Consider the following 21,956-nt stretch of genomic DNA (forward strand, 5'->3'; position numbering starts at 1 on the left):
ACGCAAGCATGACCGCGCATGTGCGCTGCCCGCCCCTTGCGCCGCTACAGGTCGGCCAGCACCGCCCGCACCTCGTCCACGCTGAGCACTTCCGTCAGCACCACCGGCGGCTTGCCGGGGCGGTAGAACACATACACGGGAACGCCGCTGCGGCCCAGCGCGGTGAGAGCCGCCGTGATGGCGGGGTCGCGCCGCGTCCAGTCGGCGCGCAGCAGGGCCACGTTCCTGGCTTGCAGTTCGGCCAGCACGTCGGCGTTGGCCAGCGTGGTCTTTTTGTTGTATTGGCAGGTCACGCACCAGGCGGCCGTGAAGTCCACAAACACCGGGCGGCCAGTGGCCACGATCTGCTCGGCCGCGCCGGGTGTCCAGGGCTGCCAGCCGGTGCCTGCAGCGGCTTCGGCGCTGGATGCTGCCGTGGCGGGCGCGGCGGTGGACGCAACGGTGGTCACCTGCGGTGCAAAGGCCCAGACCAGCAGCGCCATCGCCGCGATGGACACAGAGCCCATCCACCAGCGGGCAAGGCCCGCCAGCGACAGCGCCCACACCACCATGGCCAGCCCCACCAGCAGGATCAGCAGCGCGCCCGCGCCATCAATGCCGCTTTGCTGGCCCAGCACCCACACCAGCCACACCACGGTGGCCAGCATGGGAAAGGCCATGAGCTTGCGGAAAGTGTCCATCCAGGCACCGGGGCGCGGCAGTGCGCGGGCCACGGCGGGCACAAAGCTCGCGGCCAGGTACGGCAGCGCCAAGCCCAGGCCCAGCGCCGCAAACACGGCCAGCGCCTGCGGTGCGGGCAGTGTGGCCGTGAGGCCCAGTGAGGCGCCCATGAACGGCGCCGTGCAGGGCGAGGCCACGGCCACGGCCAGCACGCCGGTCAAAAAGCTGTCTGCTACCGGGTGCCGCGCCTGCAGGCTGGCCACTGACGACGGCAGAAAGTGCCCCAATTCGAACACCCCCGCCAGATTCAGCGCAATCAGCGTGAACAGTGCCGCCAGCCCCGCCACCACGGCGGGCGACTGCAGCTGAAAGCCCCAGCCAATGGCCTCGCCCGCCGCCCGCAGGCCCAGCATGAGTGCGCCCAGCGCGATGAACGACAGCACCACGCCCGCCGTGTAGGCGATGCCACTGATGCGGTGGGCGCGGCGGTTTTGCGCATGCTGGGTGAATCCCACCACCTTGATGGCCAGCACCGGGAACACGCAGGGCATGAGGTTGAGGATGAGGCCCCCCAGCAAGGCGCCCAGCAGCGCAGCCGTGAGGGTGAGGGACGAGGCCCCGCCGCCTGGCGTTGCCGTTGCCGCATTGGTGGCGGCGTTGCCGCCCGCCTGCGCCGCATTGGCCTTGAGCGCAGCCTCCAGCGCGGGCGATACGGTGGCCACGGCGGCGCCCTGGGGCCAGGTGCCCAGCACCTTCAGCTCGGCGCGGTAGCCCGTGCGTGTGTCGGGGCCGGTGGCGTGGCCTGCGGTTTCTTGCCCGGATGTCTTCTCGGCCAGCACCACCGGCATCAGGCTGGGGCTGGCGCTGCGCTGGGGCGACAGCGGCACGGTGGCCGTCCACACGTTGCCTTTCCAGGCCTGGGGCCACGGCGCGGCGTTGTCGATGATCTCGCCGGTTTCGGGAAACAGGTCCAGCGTTTTGCCCCGCAGCGCCACGGGCAGGCCGTGCACGCTGATCTGCAGTGCGTTGCCATCGGCCATTTGCGCCTGGTTCTCTTGCCCGCTGCCGCCGGTGCCCGCCAGCACGGGTTGCGGCTGCGCCATGGCGGCGGCCTCGAATGCGCCGCCGTGCAGCGCCGTGGTGCTCTGGATGGGCAACTTCAGCGTGAACACGCCTTCTTCGGGGATGCACTCTTTGCGGCACACCAGCCACGAGGCGCGCAGCTCGATGGTGGCGTCCTTGGTCAGCGGGCCGGGGGCGAAGGTGCTGGCCACCGTTACGGGCACGGGCAGCAGCACCGTGCCTTCGTAGCCATAGTTGGCCAGCGTGCCGATGGGGATTTTTCGGGGCAGGGGCCAGGCGATTTCGCCAGCGTCCAGGCCGGCGGGCAGCGTCCAGGTCAGTTCGGTGGGCAGGCCAGAGTCGCCGGGGTTCTTCCAGTAGGTGTGCCACTCGGGCTGGTGGGTGATCGAGAGGCCCAGCCACAGCGGCTGGCCGGGCGCCACGCCCTGGGGTGCATGGGCCAGCAGCTCGGCGCGCACATAGGGTGTGGTGACCACGCTGCCGGCTGCGGCGCTGGATTTTTGGCTAAATTGGGCGTTGGCGCCCGTGAATAAAGCGCTAGCAGCTATAAAAAGCAGAGCAAAAAAGAGACGGAAGTGCAGGCGTTGGGGCATGGTTAGAGGGTGTGAGCGCTCGGCGCAGCGGTTGGTTCCGGCGCCCCCGGCCGGGCGCGCCGGAGCGCCCTGCCTGGAGCCCGCGGCCTGCCTTATTGTGTTGCCAGGTTCAGCTGGGCCTGGGGCGTCCATTTTTCGTCGGGCTTGGCGGCCTTGGGTGCGGCGATGAACAGGCGCTCCTCGGGCAGCTTTTGCTCGGCCAGATAAGCCTTGACGGCCTGGCCGCGCTGTGTGGCCAGCTCGGTGGCCTCGTCTTCGGTGGCGGCGGGCAGGTGGGCCAGCAGCAGGGCTTCCATCTCGGGCACTGGCAGGTCTTTGGCCATGCCCACCAGGTTGCGCGGCTTGGGCATGTCGGCGCGGCGGTACACCTCTTTGAGCAGCGCCGGGTATTCGGCGGCCTGCACGGGGGTGGTGTCGGCGGGGGCCGCGCGGCGTTTTGCGGCGTGCACCAGCGCTTGCAGGCGCTTGCGCTGGATGGCGTCGCGTTCGCGCTCGAGGCTGGCCGTGCCGGTGACGGTGATCTTGAGCGCGGGCCGATCGGTGAGCGCTTTTGCCACCTTGTCCAGGCCCTGCCGGGCCTCGGGCGTGAGGGCGGCACTGCCCGGGGCAAAGGCCACGCTGCTCAGTTCGTCACCGCCGCCAAAAGCGCGGGCCAGCAGGCTGAACGGGGCGGTGATGGCCTTGCCGATCAAATTGACGATGATCTTGAAGATGACCGGGCCGATGCGAAATTGCGGGTCGTTCAGCGAGCCGCTGATGGGCAGATCGAGGTCGATCACGCCACGGCTGTCAGACAGCAGGGCCACGGCCAGCTTCACCGGCAGGCTGTTGGGGGCGCCCTCCACCGGGTCGCCGAACGTGAGCTGGTTGAGCACCAGCTTGTTGCTCGCCGTGAGCTGGCCGTTGGGCAGCACCTTGTAAGAGACATCCATGCTGAGCTTGCCGCGCTCGATGCCGTGCCCCGCGTATTTGACGGAATAAGGCGTAAGGGGCGGCAGTTCGAGGTCGCGCACCTTGCCCTGGATATCGAGCGCCAGCGGCTTGGCCAGCGGATTGAGCTTGCCGGTGATCTCCAGCGATGCCGAGCCCTCGGCGCGCCCGCGCAGCTCCAGGTCGGCCAGCACGGGCTCGCTGCCCGCAGGTTGGGACGAGAACGCGCTGAGCTTGCCGGTCAGCTCGGTCAGGTCGGCCGAGTAGTTGGGCTTGATGAAAAAGTCCGAGAACAGCACCTTGCCGTTGACCAGGCTCACCGGGCCGAACACCACCACCGGGGCCAGGGGGTCGGGCGGGGTGGCTGGGGAGGGGGGCAGCGCGGTGCTGGCCGATGCCGTGGCGTTGGCGGTGCTCGCGGGCGTGTCGGGGGGCGAGCTTGGCGCCTGCGCCACGGGGGCGGCTGGTGCGGTGTCGGCGGCCGGGGGCGTGTTGTTGACCTGGGCGGGGCTTTTGGCAATGTCGCTCAGGTTGATGCGGCCGTTTTCGTTGATGGTGATGCGCGCAAAGAAGTCGGCCAGGCTGGTCTCTTTGACCTCCACCCGGGGGGCGGTGTCGGGCGCCAGGGCCACGCTCAGGCCGCGCAGGCCCAGGCTCTTCCAGGCCAGCAGTTCTTCGCCCACCTGGTCTGCGGTCTTGGGCGTGGCGGCAGCCGTGCTGTTGGCGCGCAGCTCGTCGATGGCGGCATCGCCGCTCACGCGCAGCGTGGTGCCGCGCGCGCTTTGGGCCATGGCCACCTGGCCCCGAAAACCCGCCTCGGCGTGCAGCAACTCGATGGCGAACCGGTCGGCCAGGTAGCCGTCCAGGGCGTGCAGGGGCAGGCGGCTGGCCTCCAGGCGCCCCTGCGTGGCAAAGGGCTGGGGTGTCAGCGTACCCCGGTAGTCGAGCTTGCCGGCATTGCCCCGGGATTCGACTATGCCGGCGTTGCCCCGGGATTCGACAAAGCCGGCATTGCCGCGGCGTGCGGCCACCCGGGCCGAGAGCTGGAAGGCCTCGGGCTTGCCGCCGTCCAGCGCCAGGTTGCGGGCCTGCAGGCTCAGCGCCGACAGGTTCAGCGCCACGGGGCGGGGCTGGGCGCGGTCGGCAAAGGCCATGCTGCCCTCGTCTACAGCCAGCTCGCCCAGGCGCACGCGCCATGCGGGTGCAGCGGGCGCAGCGGGTGGCGGTGCGGAGGCTTGCGCTGTGGTGGCGCTGGAGGGACTGGCGGCGGGCGCGGACTTGAGCCAGCGCTCGGCCATCCAGCGGCCATCGGCGGCGCGTTCCACCGTGGCCTTGGGCTGGGTGATGCCCAGGCGCTCGATGTCCACGGTGCGCGTGTCCAGGTTCAGCTTCAGGCCGTCCAGCGCCAGCTTGCCCACGCTGGCCAGCGCGGTCTTGCCCTGTTGCAGGGCCAGTTGCTCCAGCGCCAGGGGACCCGCGCCAAGCGTGATGCCCGTAGCGCCTGCCTTGGCGGCGTCGCCAGCAGGGGCTTGCCACTGCAGGGCCAGCTCGCCGCTGACCAGGCCGGTCAGCACGGGCTCCAGCGTCTGGGCCAGGTAGGGCGCGGCCAGTTGCAGGGCGAGGGCCTGGGCAGTCAGGCGCACCTCGGCGGCACGGTCGGTGGCCTGACCCTTGAAAGCCAGGGTGCTGCCCTGCACGCCCAGCGCGCCCGTGAAGGTGAGCGGGGCCTTGAAGGGATAGGCCACATCGGCCACATCCAGCGTGAGGTCGGTGGCCTCCAGCGCGGCGGCGGGGCGGGTGCTCTGGTCGCTCCAGCGCACCTGGCCCTTGCGCACGGCGGCCGCCGCCACCGCCACGGTCCAGCCGGGGGCGGGGGCTGTGGCTGCGGGTGGGTTTGCGCTGCTGGCGGGGGCCTGGGGGGCCGATGCCGCCGGTGATGTGCGTGCCGGCGCTGCCGGTTTGGCGGCGGCGGCCGGGGTAGCCAGTTGCGCGAGGTTGACCGCGCCCTGGGCATTGCGCGCGGCCGTCACGATGGGCGACGCCAGCTCCACGCGGGCCAGGCGCACCACCTGGTCGAGCGGCCGCACATCGGCCATGTCCACCGTGAGGCGCTCGTACGACAGCAGGGGCTGGTTGTTGCGGTCAGCAATCTTGACGTTGCGCGTCTGCGCCGTGCCGCTCAGTGTCACGGCCAGGCGGGGTGCCTGCTCAAACGCCACCTTCAGGTCCAGGTCGAGCAAGGCACCCTGCACCCGCACCGGCAGGCTGGCGGGCAGGTAGGGCAGGTAAGGCGCCAGATCAAGCCCCTCCCACTTCACCGTGGCGTCGCCCTTGCCGGTTTGCGCAAACGGCGTGCCCTGCACCGACGAGTCAAACCGGCTGTCGCCGACGACAAACGACAGGTGCGGCTCCACCTTGATCTCGCGTTGCGAGGGCAGGGTGCTGATGAAAGGCACTTTGAGGGCCAGCTGGCGCACGGTGTGGAGTGCGTCGACCCTGTGGTCGTTGAATTCGATGGTGCCGTCCGTTAGCGCCAGGTTGTAAAGCGCCAGCCGTGCGGGGCCGCTGGCCGGTTTGTCGCTGGGGGCGGCGAGCCGCGCGAGGATGTCGTCCACGTCGTAGTGGCCGTCCGAGAGGTGCGTGAGCCGCAGATGGGGCGCGTCGACCGCGAGGGCATCCACCACCGGCGCCAGGCGCAGCAGCGACTGCAGCTCGGCATCGGCATAGATGCGTGCAATCTGAAGCTGCGGGGGGCCGCCCTGGGCGCCGCCAATGGCGATGTCGCGCAGGGTCAGTTCCAGCGTCCAGGGCGTGAACTCGATCGCCCCCACGGTCACTGGTCGGCCCAGCTGTTCACTGGCGATGCGCTCCAGCGGGCCTTTCGCCAGGTGCGCAATAGCCAGCCAGCTGACCATCCACCACACGATCAAGGCCGCCAGTGCGCCCACTGCGAGGCGAAGCCAGCGTTGCTGGCGCGAGGAGGCAATAGAAAAAGAGGGCAGGGACAAAGGCATGGCGAGGTGCAAAAAGTGAGCGCCGCGGTCCCAAGGGCCTGATGCAAAACGACCGCGCGCGAGCCGCTATTGTCCCCGTTGTCTGACCGTCGGGGTAAGCCATTGCATCCCGTGCACCGGGGTGCTTCCAACTGGTGGATAGTCGGGGTGGTCATGCCCCTGTCGGGCAAAGCCACTTCCATGCAGCCATCTTCTTCTTCTTCTTCTTCTTCTTCTGTGGTCGTTCCTGCAGCAACTATCTGGTCGCGCTCGCTCACCCGCCTGCTGCGTGGCAGCGGCTGGCTGCTGCTGGGCCTGTGTGCGTTGCTGGCAGCGCTGTCCTTCCACGGCTTCACGTTGTATTGCGAGAACTTTGGCTGCATTTACCGGGGTCTTGTCTGGGTGGTGTGGGCCGTGCTGGCGGGCGTGGGGCTGGTGGTGGCGCTGGCAGTGCGGGCATGGCAGCGCCGCCGTGGCTTCAGCACGCGCGCCAGCGGGCTGGCACTGGTGCTGTTGCTGGCGATGGGCGTGGGCCATCTGCTGTATTGGCTGCTCACCACGGTGCTCAAGTGACCTGCATTCCTTTCATGCCCAGGCCGAGGCGGCAGCCACTACCATGGCGGGCATGACTGCTGCCACCCACCCACCCCTGCCGTCGCGCTTCTGGGCCGACCTTTCCACCCGCGACTTCATCGGGCTGCGCGCCAGCGGCCAGGCCCGGCAGACGGTGGCCGTGCTGCCGGTGGCGGCCATCGAGCAGCATGGGCCGCACCTGCCGCTGTCGGTGGATGCCACGCTGCTGCAGGGCGTGATGGACGCCGCGCTGCCGCTGCTGCCCGCTGCGCTGCCCGTGCTGTTTTTGCCGCCGCAGGTGGTGGGCCTGAGCCCCGAGCACATCCGCTTTCCCGGCACGCTCACGCTGTCGCCCGCCACGGTGATTGCGCTGTGGACCGAGATTGGCGAATGCGTGGCGCGCGCCGGGGTGAAAAAGCTCTTGCTGTTCAACGGCCATGGCGGCCAGGTCAGCGTGATGGACATCGTGGCGCGCGAGTTGCGCACGCGCAGCCATCTGCTGGTCTACAGCGCCAGCTGGTTCAGCCTGCCTCTGCCCGACGCCGTGGCTGGCCAATTCAGTGCCGAAGAGCACCGCTTTGGCATCCATGCGGGCGAGATCGAGACCTCAATGATGCTGCACCTGGCGCCAAGCGCGGTGCACATGGAGCACGCGCGCGATTTCCGCTCCACCTCGCAGGACCGGGCCGAGCGCTACGCCATCCTGGGCAACGGCAAAAGCGCCAAGCTGGGCTGGCAGATGCAGGACTACCACGTGGCCGGTGCCGTGGGCAATGCCGCCGCCGCCACAGCCGACAAGGGCCGCGCGGTGGTGGATGCCGCCGCACAGCAACTGGTGCGCTTGCTGCAAGAGCTGCACGACCTGCCGCTGGCCACCTTGGTGGATGGCGCCGGGGGCCTGGTCGAATAACGCGTATTTTGGGTGTTTTTGGCCTCTAGCGCTTATGGAATAAGCGCAAGCAGCTATTATTTTGATAGTTTTTTTAACTACATCACCCGCCCAAACCACCCCACCGACAGCCCGGCGGCCAGCACCGCCAGCGCCGCCCCCACCAGCGCCAGCACGGCAGAGACTTCGGTTTCGCGCTTTTCCACCGTGAGGCGCGAACTCAGGGTTTCATAGACCTTCTTCAGGTCGGCGGCCGTGGCAGCGTGGAAATATTCGGCCTGGGTGCGCAAGGCCACGGCCTTGAGGGTTTCTTCATCGAGCCGCACGCGCATCGACCAGCCCTCGAAACCGATGGTTTCACCCTGCACCGTGCCCACGCCCACGGTGTAAACACGCACGCCCCGGTCGGCGGCCCACTGGGCGGCTTCGAGCGGGTCCACCCCGGTGGTGCGCTGGCCGTCGGTCAGCATGATGATGGCGGCCGAGTTGTAGGAGCCCGGGGCGACGGGCGTGAAGGTCTTGGCCGGGTCCTGCCGGGTGACCTCGTCGAGCGAGCGCGGCCGCATGGCCTGGCGCTCGCCCAGAGCGGCAATGTCGATGCCTGCGTTGGGGAACAGCGTGGCCAGCGCCAGCATGATGCCGTTGCCCGTGGCCGTGCCGCGCTGCAGCTGAAAGCTGTCGATCGCCTTGACCAGGTCTTCATGGCTCTGGGTGGGCAGTTGCGCCAGTTGGGCGCTGCCCGCAAACGCCACGATGCCCACGCGCACATGGCGCGGCAGCTCGGCAATGAAGGCCTTGGCGGCGTTCTGCGCGGCGGTGAGGCGGTCGGGCTCCACGTCAGTGGCGCGCATGCTGCCCGACACATCCATGGCCAGCACGATGGTCTGTTGCTCTGAGGGCAGCGTGATCACCGCCATGGGGCGCGCCGCCGCCAGCAGCAGGGCCACCAGCGCCAGCAAAAACAGGGTGGGCGGGATGTGGCGGCGCAGGCGCTGGCCGGGGCCGAGCGCCGCGCGCACCAGGCCGAGGCTGGGGTAGTTCAGCGCCTGCTGCTTGCGCCGGTGCAGCAGCCAGGCGTACAGCGCCACCAGCAGCGGCACCGCCAGCAGCAGCCAGAGCAGGGTGGGCCAGAGAAAAACCATGGTCGGTTGTCCTTGGGTGAGTGGGTTTCAGGCAGTGGCCTGCGCGGTCTGCCCGGCCAGCACGGTGGTGGGGCGGGGGCTGGACTGGACAGCGCGCAGCCGCGGCCCGGCGCGGCGCTGGCGCAGGTCCATGAAGCGCAGCAGGGCGTCGATCAGGTCGTCATCGGTGCGCAGCTCCAGCGTGTCGGCGCCCGCGGCGGCCAGGGCGGTGCGCAGGGCGGCCTCGCGCTCGGCGGACAGGCGGGCAAAGCGCTGGCGAAAGGCCTTGTCGTGCGTGTCGACCTGCAGTTGCTCGCCGGTCTCGGCATCGCGCAACAGCACCAGGCCCAGGTCGGGCAGCTCCAGTTCGAGCGGATCGAACAGGCGCACGGCCACCACGTCGTGGCGCTGCGCCAGCTGGGCCAGCGGCTTTTCCCAGCCGGGTGCGCTGATGAAGTCCGACACCACGAACACTGTGGAGCGCCTGCGAATGCCGCCGAGGCCGGCCTTCAGCAGCAAGCCCAGTTGCGTGACGCCGGCGGGCTGGACGGTGCCCGGCTGCAGCAACCGGTGCGCCAGGTGCAGCACCTGCGCACGGCTGCTGCGCGGGGGCAGCACGGCATCGACCGCGCGCGCGCCGGCGCCCTCTGCGCTCTTTGCACCGCCCGCACCACCCGCACCCCCCGCGCCATACAGCATGGCGCCCACGCGGTTGCCGTGGCGCGTGAGCAGGCGCGCCAGCACCGCCACAAAGCCGGTGAGGATGTCGCGCTTGGCGTAGCCCTGCGGGCCAAAGTGGATGGAGGGGCTCAGGTCCAGCAGAAACCAGGCCGACATTTCGCGGTCTTCGGTGAACACGCGCACATGGGGCGTGTTCAGGCGGGCCGTCACATTCCAGTCGATGTGGCGCACATCGTCGTGGGGCTGGTACTCGCGCAGGTCGGCCAGGTCCAGCCCGCTGCCGCGCACCAGGGTGCGGTAGTCGCCCTGCAGCAGGCCGTCGAGCCGCCGGATGACATGCCACTCCAGCTGCCGCAGCAGGCGGTCGGCCTGGCCAGGCACGCTGGGCAGGGGTTGCCCGGTGGCGGGTTCAGGCAGCTTGTTGCTCATGGTGAGTGCCCAAGCTGTTTTGCAGGTGGTGCAAAGGCCGCGCAGGCGCCGGTATCTTGGCCATGATGCGGGCAATCAGCGCATCGGCATCCAGCCCGTCCGACAGCGCCTCATACGACAGCGACAGCCGGTGGCGCAGCACATCGGCCGCCAGATCGGTCATGTCTTCGGGCAGCACGTAGGCGCGCCCGCGCAGCATGGCCAGGGCCTGCGCGCCTTCAGCCAGGCAGATGGTGGCGCGCGGGCTGGCGCCGCAGGCAATGAACTGCGCAATGTCCTGGACGCCATGCTGCGCGGGTGCCCGCGTGGCCGCCACCAGCTTCACCGCATATTGCAGCAGCGACGGGTCCACATACACGCTGCGGCACTCGGCCTGCAGGGCCGACAGCTGCGCCGTGGTGGCCACGGGCAGCACCTGCACGGGCGCAGCCAGCGCGCGCTGGGCAATCACGAACTCTTCCTCCTCGGTGGGGTAACCCAGCAGCACCTTCATCATGAAGCGGTCTACCTGCGCTTCGGGCAGGGCGTAGGTGCCTTCGGTCTCGATGGGGTTTTGCGTGGCCATCACCAAAAAAGGCGCGGGCACCTTGTGGGTTTCGCCGGCAATCGTCACCTGGCGCTCCTGCATCACCTCCAGCAGGGCGCTTTGCACTTTGGCGGGGGCGCGATTGATTTCGTCGGCCAGCAGCAGGTGCGTGAATACTGGGCCCAGCGTGGTGCTGAACTCGCCCGTCTTCTGGTTGTACATGCGCGTGCCCACCAGGTCGGCGGGCACCAGGTCGGGCGTGAACTGGATGCGCTTGAAACTGCCCTGGATGGTGCGCGCCAGCGTCTTGATGGTGAGCGTCTTGGCCAGGCCGGGCACGCCCTCGACCAGCAGATGGCCCTGGGCCAGCATGGCCACCATCACGCGTTCGAGAAAGCGGTCTTGCCCGACCACGACGCGCTTGACTTCGTAGAGCACCTGCTCCATCAGCGTGGCGGTGGATGCGTTGTTCGTTGCGGCTTCCATGGGTTCCCTTCCTTGTCAGTGATCAACGATGCTGCGGGCCGTCACCAGCCCGAGCAACTGGCGCGGTGCAAAGCCAGCGCCCCCGCGCAAGGGCCGCCCCGCCGCGAAGGCGGCATATCCAGTCCGTGCGCTGGGGGCGTCCCCCTCCCGCATCGCGCAGCGAAGCGAGAGAGGGGGAGGGCGCGAAGCTCAGGGGGGTGCCTCCTGCTAAAACGGCGGCATGCCCACCGCAGCCGCGGCGTTTTCAATGGGCACGGCAAAGCCGATGCCGATAAAGGTGCGGGCCTCGGTGGGGTTGAGGATGGCGGTGACGATGCCCACCACCTCGCCTTCCATGGTGACCAGCGGGCCGCCCGAGTTGCCGGGGTTGGCGGCCGCGTCGAACTGGATCAGGTTGGTGAGCGGACGGGTGCCTTCGGGCGGATCGAATTCACGGTCCAGGCCCGACACCACGCCCGCCGACGCCGATGGCCCGATGCCAAACGGAAAACCGATGGCCACCACCTGGTCGCCCGCCCGCAGGTCTTGCGTGGAGCGCAGCGGCGCGGCGGCCAGGTCGTCGGGCACCTTGTGGGCCTGCAGCACGGCCAGGTCGTTTTCGGGCTGGACGCCGGTGACGCTGGCGGTGGTTTCCAGCCCATCATGGAAGGTGATGGTGATGCGGCTGGCCCCCAGTACGACATGCAGGTTGGTGAGGATGACTCCCGAATCCACAATCACCACGCCGGTGCCAATGCCGCGCTCGAGCTCTTTCTTGCCGTTCTTGCTGCGCGTGTAGCTCGCCACACGCACCACCGAGGGCGCCACGGCCTCCACCGCCGCTGTGGCGGGCGATGGCAAGGTGGTGTTCTCCAGGGTGCGCAGCACGGCGGCGTCGATGTCGTCCTGCGTGATGCGGCGGGGCGTGGTGCCCGGGTGCAGCCACAGGCTGGCCAGCAGCAGCGCGGTGAGCAGCACCACGGCCGACCACAGGGCGCGCAGGTGGTTGCGCGGGGCGATTGGTTTTGCGGATGCGGCGGCGGGCGGTGCCAGCGGTGGTGACGGCTGCGGCGCGCTGGCCACTGCGGCCACCGGTTCTGCCGGGCGCCGGGTGGGGCGGGAACTGCTGTAGAGGGCGGGCCGGGGCATGCTGTCACCTTCTGGTTCCATGGCCATTTGCCGGCCCGTGCGCACGCCTTGGGGGGCTGTGGGCGCTGCGCCTTGGCAGGCACGCGGGGGGTGAGAAAACGGCACGTCGCGCCGGGGCGTGGCGCACGGGTTTGACAGTAGCACGGATCGCCCGTTGATGCACACCACCGTGTCGCCGGGCCGCTGCCAGGCCGCTGCCAGGTGCGCGCTGGTCGGGCATCATGTCGGCATGTCTTCCTGGATCGATACGCACTGCCACCTGGACGCCGCCGAGTTTGCCGCCGACCGCGACACCGTGCGCGAGCAGGCGGCTGCAGCAGGCGTGGCGCATTGCGTGATTCCGGCGGTAGAGCGTGCCAACTGGGATGCCGTGCGCCAGCTGGCGCACCGCCATGGCGACAGCTACGCCCTGGGCATTCACCCGCTCTACACCGCGCGGGCGGCCGATGCCGACCTGGCGCTGCTGGCCCAGGCGCTGGAGCAGCACCACCCCGACCCGCGCCTGGTGGCCATCGGCGAAATCGGGCTGGATTTTTTTGCCGATGGACTGGACCCCGCGCGGCAGGAGCAGTTTTACCGTGCGCAACTGCAGCTGGCGCGCCGGTTCGATCTGCCGGTGGTCCTGCATGTGCGCCGCTCGGCAGACAAGCTGCTCAAGGGCCTGCGCGACGTTGCCGTGCCGGGCGGCATCGCCCATGCCTTCAATGGCAGCCTGCAGCAGGCGCAGGCGTTCATTGCGCTGGGTTTCAAGCTGGGGTTTGGCGGCGCGGTGACTTATGACCGGGCTCTGCAATTGCGCCGGCTGGCGGCCGAGTTGCCCGAGTCGGCCCTGGTGCTGGAAACCGACGCGCCCGACATTCCGCCGCACTGGCTTTACACCCCGGCCGAACAGCGTGCCGCCGGACAACCCCAGGGGCGCAACGCGCCGACCGAGCTGCCGCGCATCGCCGAGGTGGTGGCGGGCCTGCGCGGCATGCCCGTGGCGGAACTGGCGCGCAGCACCGCCGCAAACGCCTGTGCGGCGCTGCCGCGCCTGGCCGGGCTGGTGCAAAAAGTTTGAGGTGTTTTTGGCTTGTAGCGCTTGTCAGATAAGCGCTAGCAGCTATTTATTTGATAGTTGCCGGATTGCCCACCAGGTTTCACGACAGAATCAGACCATGAAGGAAAACAAGGCGGCTGTGGGCCGCCCCACCCGACCCCGCGATGTGCCCAGCCCGCTGCTGCCGCCCGGCGGCGAGCGCCTGACGGGGCTGGCGCCCGTGGTGTCCGAGCGCACGGTGGTGCTCGTGCTCGGCAGTTTTCCGGGCGCGGCCTCTCTGCGGGCGGGGCAGTACTATGCGCACCCGCAAAACCATTTCTGGCGCATCTTGCAGGCGCTCTGGCCGCAGCACCCGCTGCCCGGCAGGGAGCACTACGACCAGCGCTGCGCCTGGTTGCTGGCGCGGGGGCTTGGGCTGTGGGATGTGTACGCCAGCTGCGAGCGCGTGGGCAGTCTGGACACCCGCATCCGCAACGCGCAGGTCAACGACTTTGCCAGCCTGCGCGGGCGCTGCCCCCGGCTGGCGGCCATCGCCCACAATGGGGGGGAGAGTTTCAGGCATGCGCGCAGCACGGCGTTGCTGGGGGTGTCGGTGAGCCGGCTTCCGTCCACCAGCCCGGCCAACGCCTCCTGGAGTTTTGAACGTAAATTGACCGCCTGGGCCGAACTGCTGGCCCGGCATGGATTGGTGTGAATGGCCCGCAATAAAAAGACCGCAATCGAATTACCCGAAGTGAGTGTCTCCGACGATGGCGAGGTGCGCCACCTGCACCTGGGAACCCCCTGGATCCAGGGCTCCATGCGCGTGGCCGAGCCGTTCGAGATCGAGCTGCAGTATGTGCAGCGCATGATGGCCTGGCTGCTGTTTGTCGAACCCGCCAGCGTGACCAAGCGCCACGCCATGCAACTGGGGCTGGGGGCCGGGGCCATCACCAAGTTCTGCCACAAGAAACTGCGCCTGTGCACCACGGCCATCGAGCTCAACCCCCAGGTGCTGGCGGTGTGCCGCCAGTGGTTCAAGCTGCCGCCCGATGGCCCCAAGCTGCGCGTGGTGCTGGCCGATGCAGCCGAGGAAATCAAGAACCCGATGTGGCTGGGCACCGTGGATGCCCTGGCCGTGGATCTGTACGACCACGAGGCCGCGGCGCCGGTGCTCGACAGCCCCGACTTTTATGCCGACTGCCGCGCCCTGCTGACCGAGGACGGCTGCATGACCGTCAACCTGTTTGGCCGCGCGTCGAGCTTTGAGCGCAGCCTCAAGAGCATGGCCAGCGCCTTTGGCGAAGACGCGCTGTGGGCCTTCAAGCCCACCCGCGAGGGCAACACCGTGGTGCTGGCGCAGCGCACGCCCAGCCGGCCCAAACGCACCGAGCTGGCGGCGCGGGCCGAGGCCATCCAGGCGCGCTGGGATCTGCCCTCTGCCAAGTGGCTGCGCGTGTTCAAACCCGTTGTGGACTGATCGTCCGCAGCCGCGCGCCGAGCCATTGCACCGTTTCCCAAGGCCCCTGATGAAAACCCTCCCCGAAACCCCCGCGCCTGCTGCGCCTGCGATCCATGTCGGCCCGCTGGACTGGCGCCGCATGGTGGACTGGTTGCGCTCCGATGGCGTGATATCGCTGGAAGAAGCCCAGCGCACCATTGCGCGCTGCTCGCAGGCCGAAAGCTCGCAGCATCCGCTGGTGCGGCTGGCCAGCGTGTCCATGGCGCGCGCCAGCGACGGCAAGCCGCTCGATATCGAAGCACTCACCGAATACCTGGCCAAGCGCGCGGGCCTGCAATACCTGCGCATCGACCCGCTCAAGGTGGACGTGGGCCGCGTGGCCGACAGCATGAGCGCCCAGTATGCCGAGCGCCACAAGGTGCTGCCGGTGCAGGTGACGGCCAAGGAGGTGGTGGTGGCCACGGCCGAGCCCTTCATTGACGACTGGGTGGCCGAGGTGGAGCGCCAGTCGCGCCGCGCGGTGCGTCGCGTGGTGGCCAGCCCGCAGGATATTCACCGCTACACGGCCGAGTTCTTTGCGCTGGCCAAGTCGGTGCGCGCGGCGCAGAAGGCGGGCGGCAACGCGGGTGGCAGCAGTTTTGAGCAGCTGGTCGAGCTGGGCAAAAGCAACAAGCAGCTCGATGCCAACGACCAGGGTGTGGTGAAGGTGGTGGACTGGCTGTGGCAATATGCCTTTGACCAGCGCGCCAGCGACATCCACCTGGAGCCGCGCCGCGAGCAGGGCGTGATCCGCTTTCGCATCGACGGCGTGCTGCACCCCGTCTACCAGATGCCCATGGGCGTGCACAACGCCATGGTGTCGCGCATCAAGCTGCTGGGCCGCATCGACGTGGTGGAAAAGCGCCGACCGCAGGACGGCCGCATCAAGACCCGCAACCAGCGCGGCGACGAGGTGGAGATGCGCCTGTCCACGCTGCCCACGGCGTTTGGCGAAAAGATGGTGATGCGGATTTTTGACCCCGACAACACCGTCAAGAATCTGGATGCCCTGGGCTTTGCGCCGCACGACGCGCAGCGCTGGGAGGCGCTGGTCAAGCGCCCGCACGGCATCATCCTGGTGACCGGGCCCACCGGCTCGGGCAAGACCACCACGCTGTATGCCACCTTGAAGCGCGTGGCCACCGAAGAGGTCAACGTGAGCACGGTGGAAGACCCGATCGAAATGATCGAGCCCAGCTTCAACCAGACGCAGGTGCAGCCGCAGCTCGACTTCAACTTTGCCGAAGGCCTGCGTGCGCTGATGCGCCAGGACCCGGACATCATCATGGTGGGCGAAATTCGCGACCTGGAAACCGCCGAGATGGCCATCCAGGCGGCGCTCACGGGGCATCTGGTGTTCTCCACCCTGCACACCAACGATGCGCCCAGTGCCATCACCCGCTTGATGGAGCTGGGTGTGCCGTCTTACCTGATCAATGCCACGCTGCTCGGTGTGCTGGCCCAGCGTCTGGTGCGCACGCTGTGCAAGCAGTGCAAGCAGCCCGACACCTCGGCCGCGCCCGAGGCGCTGGCCGAGGTGGTCAAGCCCTGGAAGCTCTCGGGCACTTACCAGCCGTTCAAGGCCGTGGGCTGCGTGGATTGCCGCATGGGGGGCTTTCTGGGGCGCATGGGGCTGTACGAGCTGCTCACGGTGAGCGAGGCGCTCAAGGACAAGATCACCCAGGCGCCATCGATCGACGTGCTGCGCCGCCAGGCCGTGGCCGACGGCATGCGTCCCCTGCGCCTGGCTGGCGCCCTGCGCGTGGCCGAAGGGCTGACCACGCTCGATGAGGTGGTGGCAGGGACCCCGCCGCTCGAATGACCCGGGGGGGTGGCCGCTGCGCCCCTTCTTGGCACGGCAAAGCACGACAAGGCAAGGCGCGGCGGCGGTGCCCGGGTGTAGGTGGAATCCACATCGCTGGGGGCCTGTATTCCCAGCACAATCGCGATGTCGAGATTCCGCCTAGGAGACATTCGTGAAAATCAAGAGCCAAAAAGACTTTTTTGCCGGCCTCATGTTCATGTGCGTCGGCGTGGCCTTCGCCTGGGGCGCCACAACCTACAACGTCGGCACCGGCGCCCGCATGGGCCCGGGCTATTTCCCGCTGATGCTGGGCATCCTGCTGGCACTGATTGGCAGCCTGATCGCCTTCAAGGCCACCGTGGTGGAAACCGTGGACGGAGACAAGATCGGCAAGTGGGCCTGGAAGCCGCTGTTCTTCATTCTGGCCGCCAACTTCACCTTTGGCATCCTTTTGGCCGGCTTGCCCAGCTTTGGTATTCCTGCCATGGGCCTGATTGTTGGCATCTATGCGCTGACCTTCGTTGCCAGCCTGGCGGGCAATGAATTCAATGCAAAGGCCGTGTTCATTCTGGCCACGGTGCTTGCCGTGGGCAGCTATGTGGCATTCGTCTGGGCGCTCAAGCTGCAGTTTCCTGTGTGGCCGAGTTTCATTACGGGTTAAGCAGGAGCAGTGACCATGGATTTATTTGACAACCTCTCGCTCGGTTTTGGCGTTGCTTTCACGTTCCAGAACCTGATCTACTGTTTTGTAGGCTGCCTGCTGGGCACGCTGATCGGTGTGCTCCCAGGCATCGGCCCCGTGGCCACCATCGCCATGCTGCTGCCCGCCACCTATGCACTGCCACCCGTGGCCGCGCTGATCATGCTGGCCGGTATTTACTACGGTGCGCAATACGGTGGCTCGACCACCGCCATTCTGGTGAATCTGCCGGGCGAGTCATCGTCGGTGGTGACCGTGATCGACGGCTACCAGATGGCGCGCAAGGGCCGTGCGGGACCCGCGCTGGCGGCTGCCGGCCTGGGCTCGTTCTTTGCCGGTTGCGTGGGCACGCTGATTCTGGCGGCCTTCGCGCCTCCGTTGACCGAAGTGGCCTTCAAGTTCGGCCCCGCCGAATACTTCTCGCTGATGACCCTGGGCCTGATCGGCGCGGTGGTGCTGGCCTCGGGCTCGCTGCTCAAGGCGGTGGGCATGATCGTGCTGGGCCTGCTGATGGGCCTGGTGGGTACCGACGTGAATTCGGGCGTGGCCCGTTTCAGCTTCGATATTCCTGAGCTGACCGACGGCATCGGCTTCGTGACCATTGCCATGGGCGTGTTTGGCTACGGCGAAATCATTGCCAACCTCTCGCGTCCTGAAGAAGACCGCGAAGTGTTCACTGCCAAGGTGGAAGGCCTGTTCCCCACCAAGGAAGACTTCAAGCGCATGCTGCCCGCCGTGATCCGCGGTACGGCGCTGGGTTCTGCCCTGGGTATCCTGCCCGGCGGCGGTGCCCTGCTGTCGGCTTTTGCTGCCTACACCATTGAAAAGAAAACCAAGCTGCACCCCGGCGAAGTGCCCTTTGGCCAAGGCAACATCCGTGGCGTGGCGGCTCCCGAGGCCGCCAACAACGCGGGTTCGCAAACCTCGTTCATCCCGCTGCTCACGTTGGGCATTCCGCCCAACGCCGTGATGGCGCTGATGGTGGGTGCCATGACGATCCACAACATCCAGCCTGGCCCCCAGGTGATGACCAGCAACCCCGAGCTGTTCTGGGGCCTGATCGCCTCGATGTGGATCGGCAACGCCATGCTGATCGTTTTGAACCTGCCGCTGATCGGCATCTGGATCAAACTGCTCACGGTGCCTTACCGTTGGCTGTTCCCATCCATCGTGCTGTTCTGTGCGGTGGGCGTGTATTCCACCAACAACAACACCTGGGATGTCTGGATGGTGGGTCTTTTTGGCCTGGTGGGTTACATCTTTCACAAGCTGGGCACCGAACCCGCGCCCCTGCTGCTCGGTTTCATCCTGGGCCCGATGATGGAAGAAAACCTGCGCCGCGCCTTGCTGCTGTCGCGTGGCGACTGGAGCGTGTTTGTCACGCGTCCGCTGTCGGCGGGCCTGCTGGCGGCCGCTGCCCTGCTGCTCATCATCGTGCTGCTGCCTGCCGTGAAGAACAAGCGCGAAGAGGCCTTCGTCGAAGACTGACCCAATGCCCCGGTCCCGCAGCGCGGGACCCGGCTGCAAGCACAACGGCACCCTCGGGTGCCGTTGTTTTTTGGCAAGATGGTTCGGCAAAACGGTGCAACGCCCGGTACACAATGGCGCACCGAGGACCGCATGCCACCACCCAACCGCCCCACGCAGCACCCGCACCGGGTCATGCTGCACAACGAGATTCACGCCCGCCCGCCCGAGGCCCTGACGGCGCCGCTGGCCATTGCCCACATCGTCATGCTGGCCGATGCCGCCGGCCGCGAAGCCAGCCGCGCCCATGTGGCGGCGCTGCTGCGCGACCACCACCTGGCGCTGCCCGATGCGCAGACCACGCACCTGCGCATGGACCTGGGTGTGTTTCGCATCCGCTGGGAGTTGCACACCGAGTTCGTGTCGTGGACCTTTATGGTGCCCACACCCGTCGAGGCTTTTGGCGAGCGCGATCCCACCAGCGCCATCGACGTGGTCCCGCGCGAATGGCTGGCGGCGCTGCCGGGCCAGTGTCTGTGCAGCCTGAACCTGTGGGTGCTGCCCACCCAGCAGTTTGGCTCGGGGTCGCTGGTCAGGCATGTGCTGCACGAGGACACGCTGGTGGCCTCCACCGTGGCCGACGGGCATGGCGAGCTGTACACCGACTTTGCCATCCATGCCGATGGTTTCTCGCGCATGGTGCTGCTGGCCGGCGGCATGACGCCGCGCCGCCTGGGGCGCCTGGTGCAGCGCCTGCTCGAGATCGAAACCTACCGCATGGCCGCGCTGCTGGGCCTGCCTGCCGCACGCGAGGCCGCCACGGTGCTGGCCTTTGCCGAGCGCGAACTGGCCGAGCTGGCCGACGCCATTCGCACCGCCAACCGCGATGCCGAACCTGCGCTGCTCGACCGGCTCACCCGGCTGGCCGGGCAGGTGGAGAGCCAGTACGCGGCCACGCACTCGCGGTTTTCGGCCAGCAGCGCTTACTTTGAATTGCTGGACCGCCGCATCCAGGACGTTGCCGAGTCGCGCCTGGCGGGCATGCAGACCATCCGCGAGTTCATGGACCGCCGGCTCACACCCGCGCGCAGCACCTGCGAATGGGCCACGCGGCGCCAGGATGCGCTGTCGCAGCGCGTCTCGCGCATGAGCAACCTGCTGCGCACCCGCGTCGAGATCGAGCAGCAGCAAAGCAGCCAGGCGCTGCTGACCACCATGAACCACCGGCAGGATTTGCAATTGCAGATGCAGTCCACGGTGGAAGGCCTGTCGGTGGCCGCCATCACCTATTACATCGTGGGGCTGGTGAGCTACCTGGCCAAGGGCGCGCAAAAGCTGGGCTGGCCCCTGTCGCCCGAGACCACGGCGGCTGTGGCGATTCCGGTGGTGGCGGTGGGCGTGTGGTGGTCGCTGCGGCGGCTGCACCACCGGGTGTTTCGCAAGCACTGAAAGCGTTCTGACAACGCCCCTGGGGTTTTGCATGGCGCTTGCCGCACTGGCTCGCACCGGGCCGTTCGGGGCTGCGCCGCCTGCGCCCCCGCGCCGCTGCCCCCCCGGAGAGCGCTGAGCCGGGTTTTTGGCCGCTGAAGGGTCTCGGCGCGCTGTGGGCAAGCGGCCGATAATCGCTGCATGCCATTCAGCTACACCCCCTCTTATGCCAGCACCCGCTTGCCGGTGTTTGCGCGCAACCTTTGTTCCACCTCGCACCCGCTGGCCGCGCAGGCCGGTTTGCGCATGCTGCAGCAGGGCGGCAATGCGGTGGATGCCGCCGTGGCCGCCGCCGCCGCCATGACGCTGTGTGAGCCAGTCAGCAACGGCCTGGGCAGCGATGCGTTCTGCATCTTGTGGGACGGGAAGGCGCTGCATGGATTGAATGCGTCGGGCCGCGCACCGCAGGCGTGGACGCCGGAGTATTTTCATCGCCGCTACGGCACCGGTGCGGCCACGCCGCCCAAGCGCGGCATCGACTCTGTCACCGTGCCCGGCGCCGTGAGCGCCTGGGTGGCGCTGTCAGAGCGCTTTGGCAAGCTGCCGTTTGCCGACCTCATGGCACCCGCTATCGAGATCGCCGAGCGTGGCTACCTGGTGCCCGTGGTGGTGCAGCAAAAGTGGGCCGCCGCTGTGCCCGAACTGCAATCGCAGCCCGGTTTTGCGCAAAGCTTCATGCCCTGGGGGCGCGCGCCGCAGGTGGGCGAGCTGTTCCAGTTTCCGGCCGCCGCGCGCGCCTTGCGCGCCATTGGTGCCACGCGCGGCGAGGCCTTTTACACCGGCGAAATCGCCCAGGCCATGGCTGCCTTTGCGCAGGCCCACGGCGGCAGCCTCAGCCTGGCGGACCTGGGCGCGCACCGGCCCGAATGGGTGACGCCCATTGCCCGCAACTACCGGGGCTACACGTTGCACGAGATTCCGCCCAGCGGCCAGGGCATTGCCGCCCTGATTGCGCTGGGCATCCTGGAGCAGTTTGACCTGGCCAGCCTGCCGGTGGACGGGCCCGAGGCCCAGCACCTGCAGATCGAGGCCATGAAGCTGGCGTTTGCCGATGTGTACCGCTATGTGGCCGAGCCTTCTTGGATGGAGGTGACCCCCGCGCAAATGCTCGATGACGGCTACCTCGCTTCCCGTGCCAGACTCATCCGCATGAACCAGGCGCAGGATTTTGGGGCGGGCAACCCGGTCAAGGGCGGCACCATCTACCTCACAGCGGCCGACGAGAACGGCATGATGGTGAGCTTCATCCAGAGCAACTTCACCGGCTTTGGCTCGGGCTGCGTGGAGCCCACGTTCGGCATCAGCCTGCAAAACCGGGGCTTCGGGTTCAGCACCGACCCGGCGGGCGCCAACCGGGCCAATCTGGTGGCGCCGGGCAAGCGTCCGTTTCACACCATCATTCCAGCCTTTGTCACGAAGGACGGCCAGCCCGTCATGAGCTATGGCGTGATGGGCGCCAACATGCAGCCCCAGGGCCACATGCAGACACTGGTGCGCATGCTCGACCACGGCCAGAACCCGCAGATGGCCTGCGACGCGCCGCGCTGGCGCTTCAATGCGGGGCTGTCGATCAACGTCGAGGCGTCGATGCAGCCAGCCACCGTGCAGGGCCTGCAGGCGCTGGGCCACCGCATCGATGTGCTGCAGGACTCTTACCAGGACTTTGGCGCGGGCCAGTTCATCTGGCGCATGGGCGACCCCAAGGTGCATGGCTACCTGGCTGCCAGCGATGCGCGCCGCGACGGCCTGGCGGCCGGGTTTTGAATGCGTTGGTGTGAGTTTTAATCGGCGGATTCCAGAACGAAGTGCACCAAGCAATAGGTTGGGCCAAGAGTGCATAGGATGCTCTCTTGTTGACCGGCCAGTCGCAAAGGAAAGCACTTTGA

General features: G+C 68.0%; 16 protein-coding genes. 10 read left to right on the forward strand and 6 right to left on the reverse strand.

Translation table 11 applies throughout. From position 1 onward, the window contains the following. Positions 1–44: 44 nt before the first annotated feature. Positions 45–2,219: a thioredoxin family protein gene (locus B7Y64_RS12340; protein ID WP_291324693.1), complete on the reverse strand. Its 2,175-nt coding sequence runs from the start codon at positions 2,217–2,219 to the stop codon at positions 45–47. 209 nt (positions 2,220–2,428) lie between these two features. Then, positions 2,429–6,280 carry a DUF748 domain-containing protein gene (locus B7Y64_RS12345; protein WP_291324694.1) on the reverse strand — a complete coding sequence of 1,284 codons (3,852 nt, stop codon included), beginning with the start codon at positions 6,278–6,280 and terminating at the stop codon, positions 2,429–2,431. Between the two features lie 180 nt (positions 6,281–6,460). On the opposite strand from B7Y64_RS12345, the gene B7Y64_RS12350 reads away from it, so the two are divergent. Continuing rightward, positions 6,461–6,832 (forward strand): hypothetical protein, encoded by a 372-nt coding sequence (locus B7Y64_RS12350; protein ID WP_291329018.1) that lies wholly within the window; start codon positions 6,461–6,463, stop codon positions 6,830–6,832. A gap of 52 nt (positions 6,833–6,884) precedes the next feature. Next, on the forward strand, positions 6,885–7,742 hold the full coding sequence (locus B7Y64_RS12355; protein WP_291329020.1) for a creatininase family protein: 858 nt from the start codon (positions 6,885–6,887) through the stop codon (positions 7,740–7,742). Positions 7,743–7,819: 77 nt separating this feature from the next. On the opposite strand, the gene B7Y64_RS12360 is transcribed toward B7Y64_RS12355, so the two are convergent. The 4 genes from B7Y64_RS12360 to B7Y64_RS12375 all read right to left on the reverse strand — a co-directional run bounded on the left by B7Y64_RS12360 (position 7,820) and on the right by B7Y64_RS12375 (position 12,092). Further along, complete coding sequence (locus B7Y64_RS12360; RefSeq protein WP_291329022.1) at positions 7,820–8,863, reverse strand: VWA domain-containing protein; 1,044 nt, start codon at positions 8,861–8,863, stop codon at positions 7,820–7,822. A 27-nt stretch (positions 8,864–8,890) separates the two neighbouring features. Continuing rightward, entirely contained in the window at positions 8,891–9,952 is a 1,062-nt protein-coding gene (locus B7Y64_RS12365; protein WP_291329024.1) for a DUF58 domain-containing protein, read from the reverse strand. Beyond that, a complete protein-coding gene (locus tag B7Y64_RS12370) occupies positions 9,933–10,964 on the reverse strand; it encodes a MoxR family ATPase (protein WP_114656967.1) in 1,032 nt (343 codons plus the stop codon). Before B7Y64_RS12370 ends, B7Y64_RS12365 begins: the two co-directional genes overlap by 20 nt. A gap of 207 nt (positions 10,965–11,171) precedes the next feature. Beyond that, positions 11,172–12,092, reverse strand: a complete 921-nt coding sequence (locus tag B7Y64_RS12375; protein WP_291329027.1) for a trypsin-like peptidase domain-containing protein — start codon at positions 12,090–12,092, stop codon at positions 11,172–11,174. Positions 12,093–12,321: 229 nt separating this feature from the next. Here B7Y64_RS12375 and B7Y64_RS12380 point away from each other — a divergent pair, with 229 nt between their 5' ends. From B7Y64_RS12380 to B7Y64_RS12415, 8 genes are all read left to right on the forward strand, one after another. Then, a complete protein-coding gene (locus tag B7Y64_RS12380; protein ID WP_291326422.1) occupies positions 12,322–13,152 on the forward strand; it encodes a TatD family hydrolase in 831 nt (276 codons plus the stop codon). Positions 13,153–13,249: 97 nt separating this feature from the next. Beyond that, a complete protein-coding gene (locus tag B7Y64_RS12385; RefSeq protein WP_291326424.1) occupies positions 13,250–13,825 on the forward strand; it encodes a DNA-deoxyinosine glycosylase in 576 nt (191 codons plus the stop codon). Continuing rightward, positions 13,826–14,590, forward strand: a complete 765-nt coding sequence (locus B7Y64_RS12390) for a spermidine synthase (protein WP_024813926.1) — start codon at positions 13,826–13,828, stop codon at positions 14,588–14,590. A gap of 49 nt (positions 14,591–14,639) precedes the next feature. Beyond that, the gene (locus tag B7Y64_RS12395) at positions 14,640–16,433 is read left to right on the forward strand and encodes a GspE/PulE family protein (RefSeq protein WP_291326426.1); all 1,794 of its coding nucleotides are present in this window, start codon (positions 14,640–14,642) and stop codon (positions 16,431–16,433) included. Positions 16,434–16,587: 154 nt separating this feature from the next. Beyond that, positions 16,588–17,076, forward strand: coding sequence for a tripartite tricarboxylate transporter TctB family protein (locus B7Y64_RS12400; protein ID WP_024813928.1), 489 nt, complete (start codon positions 16,588–16,590; stop codon positions 17,074–17,076). A 15-nt stretch (positions 17,077–17,091) separates the two neighbouring features. Beyond that, entirely contained in the window at positions 17,092–18,603 is a 1,512-nt protein-coding gene (locus B7Y64_RS12405) for a tripartite tricarboxylate transporter permease (RefSeq protein ID WP_024813929.1), read from the forward strand. Positions 18,604–18,735: 132 nt separating this feature from the next. Further along, positions 18,736–20,031, forward strand: coding sequence for a DUF3422 family protein (locus tag B7Y64_RS12410; protein WP_291329030.1), 1,296 nt, complete (start codon positions 18,736–18,738; stop codon positions 20,029–20,031). A gap of 180 nt (positions 20,032–20,211) precedes the next feature. Then, positions 20,212–21,834: a gamma-glutamyltransferase family protein gene (locus B7Y64_RS12415; protein WP_024813931.1), complete on the forward strand. Its 1,623-nt coding sequence runs from the start codon at positions 20,212–20,214 to the stop codon at positions 21,832–21,834. The last annotated feature ends 122 nt before the right edge of the window (positions 21,835–21,956 follow it).

This window comes from Acidovorax sp. 35-64-16 (assembly GCF_002281195.1).
Classification (GTDB): Bacteria; Pseudomonadota; Gammaproteobacteria; order Burkholderiales; family Burkholderiaceae_C; genus Acidovorax; species Acidovorax defluvii.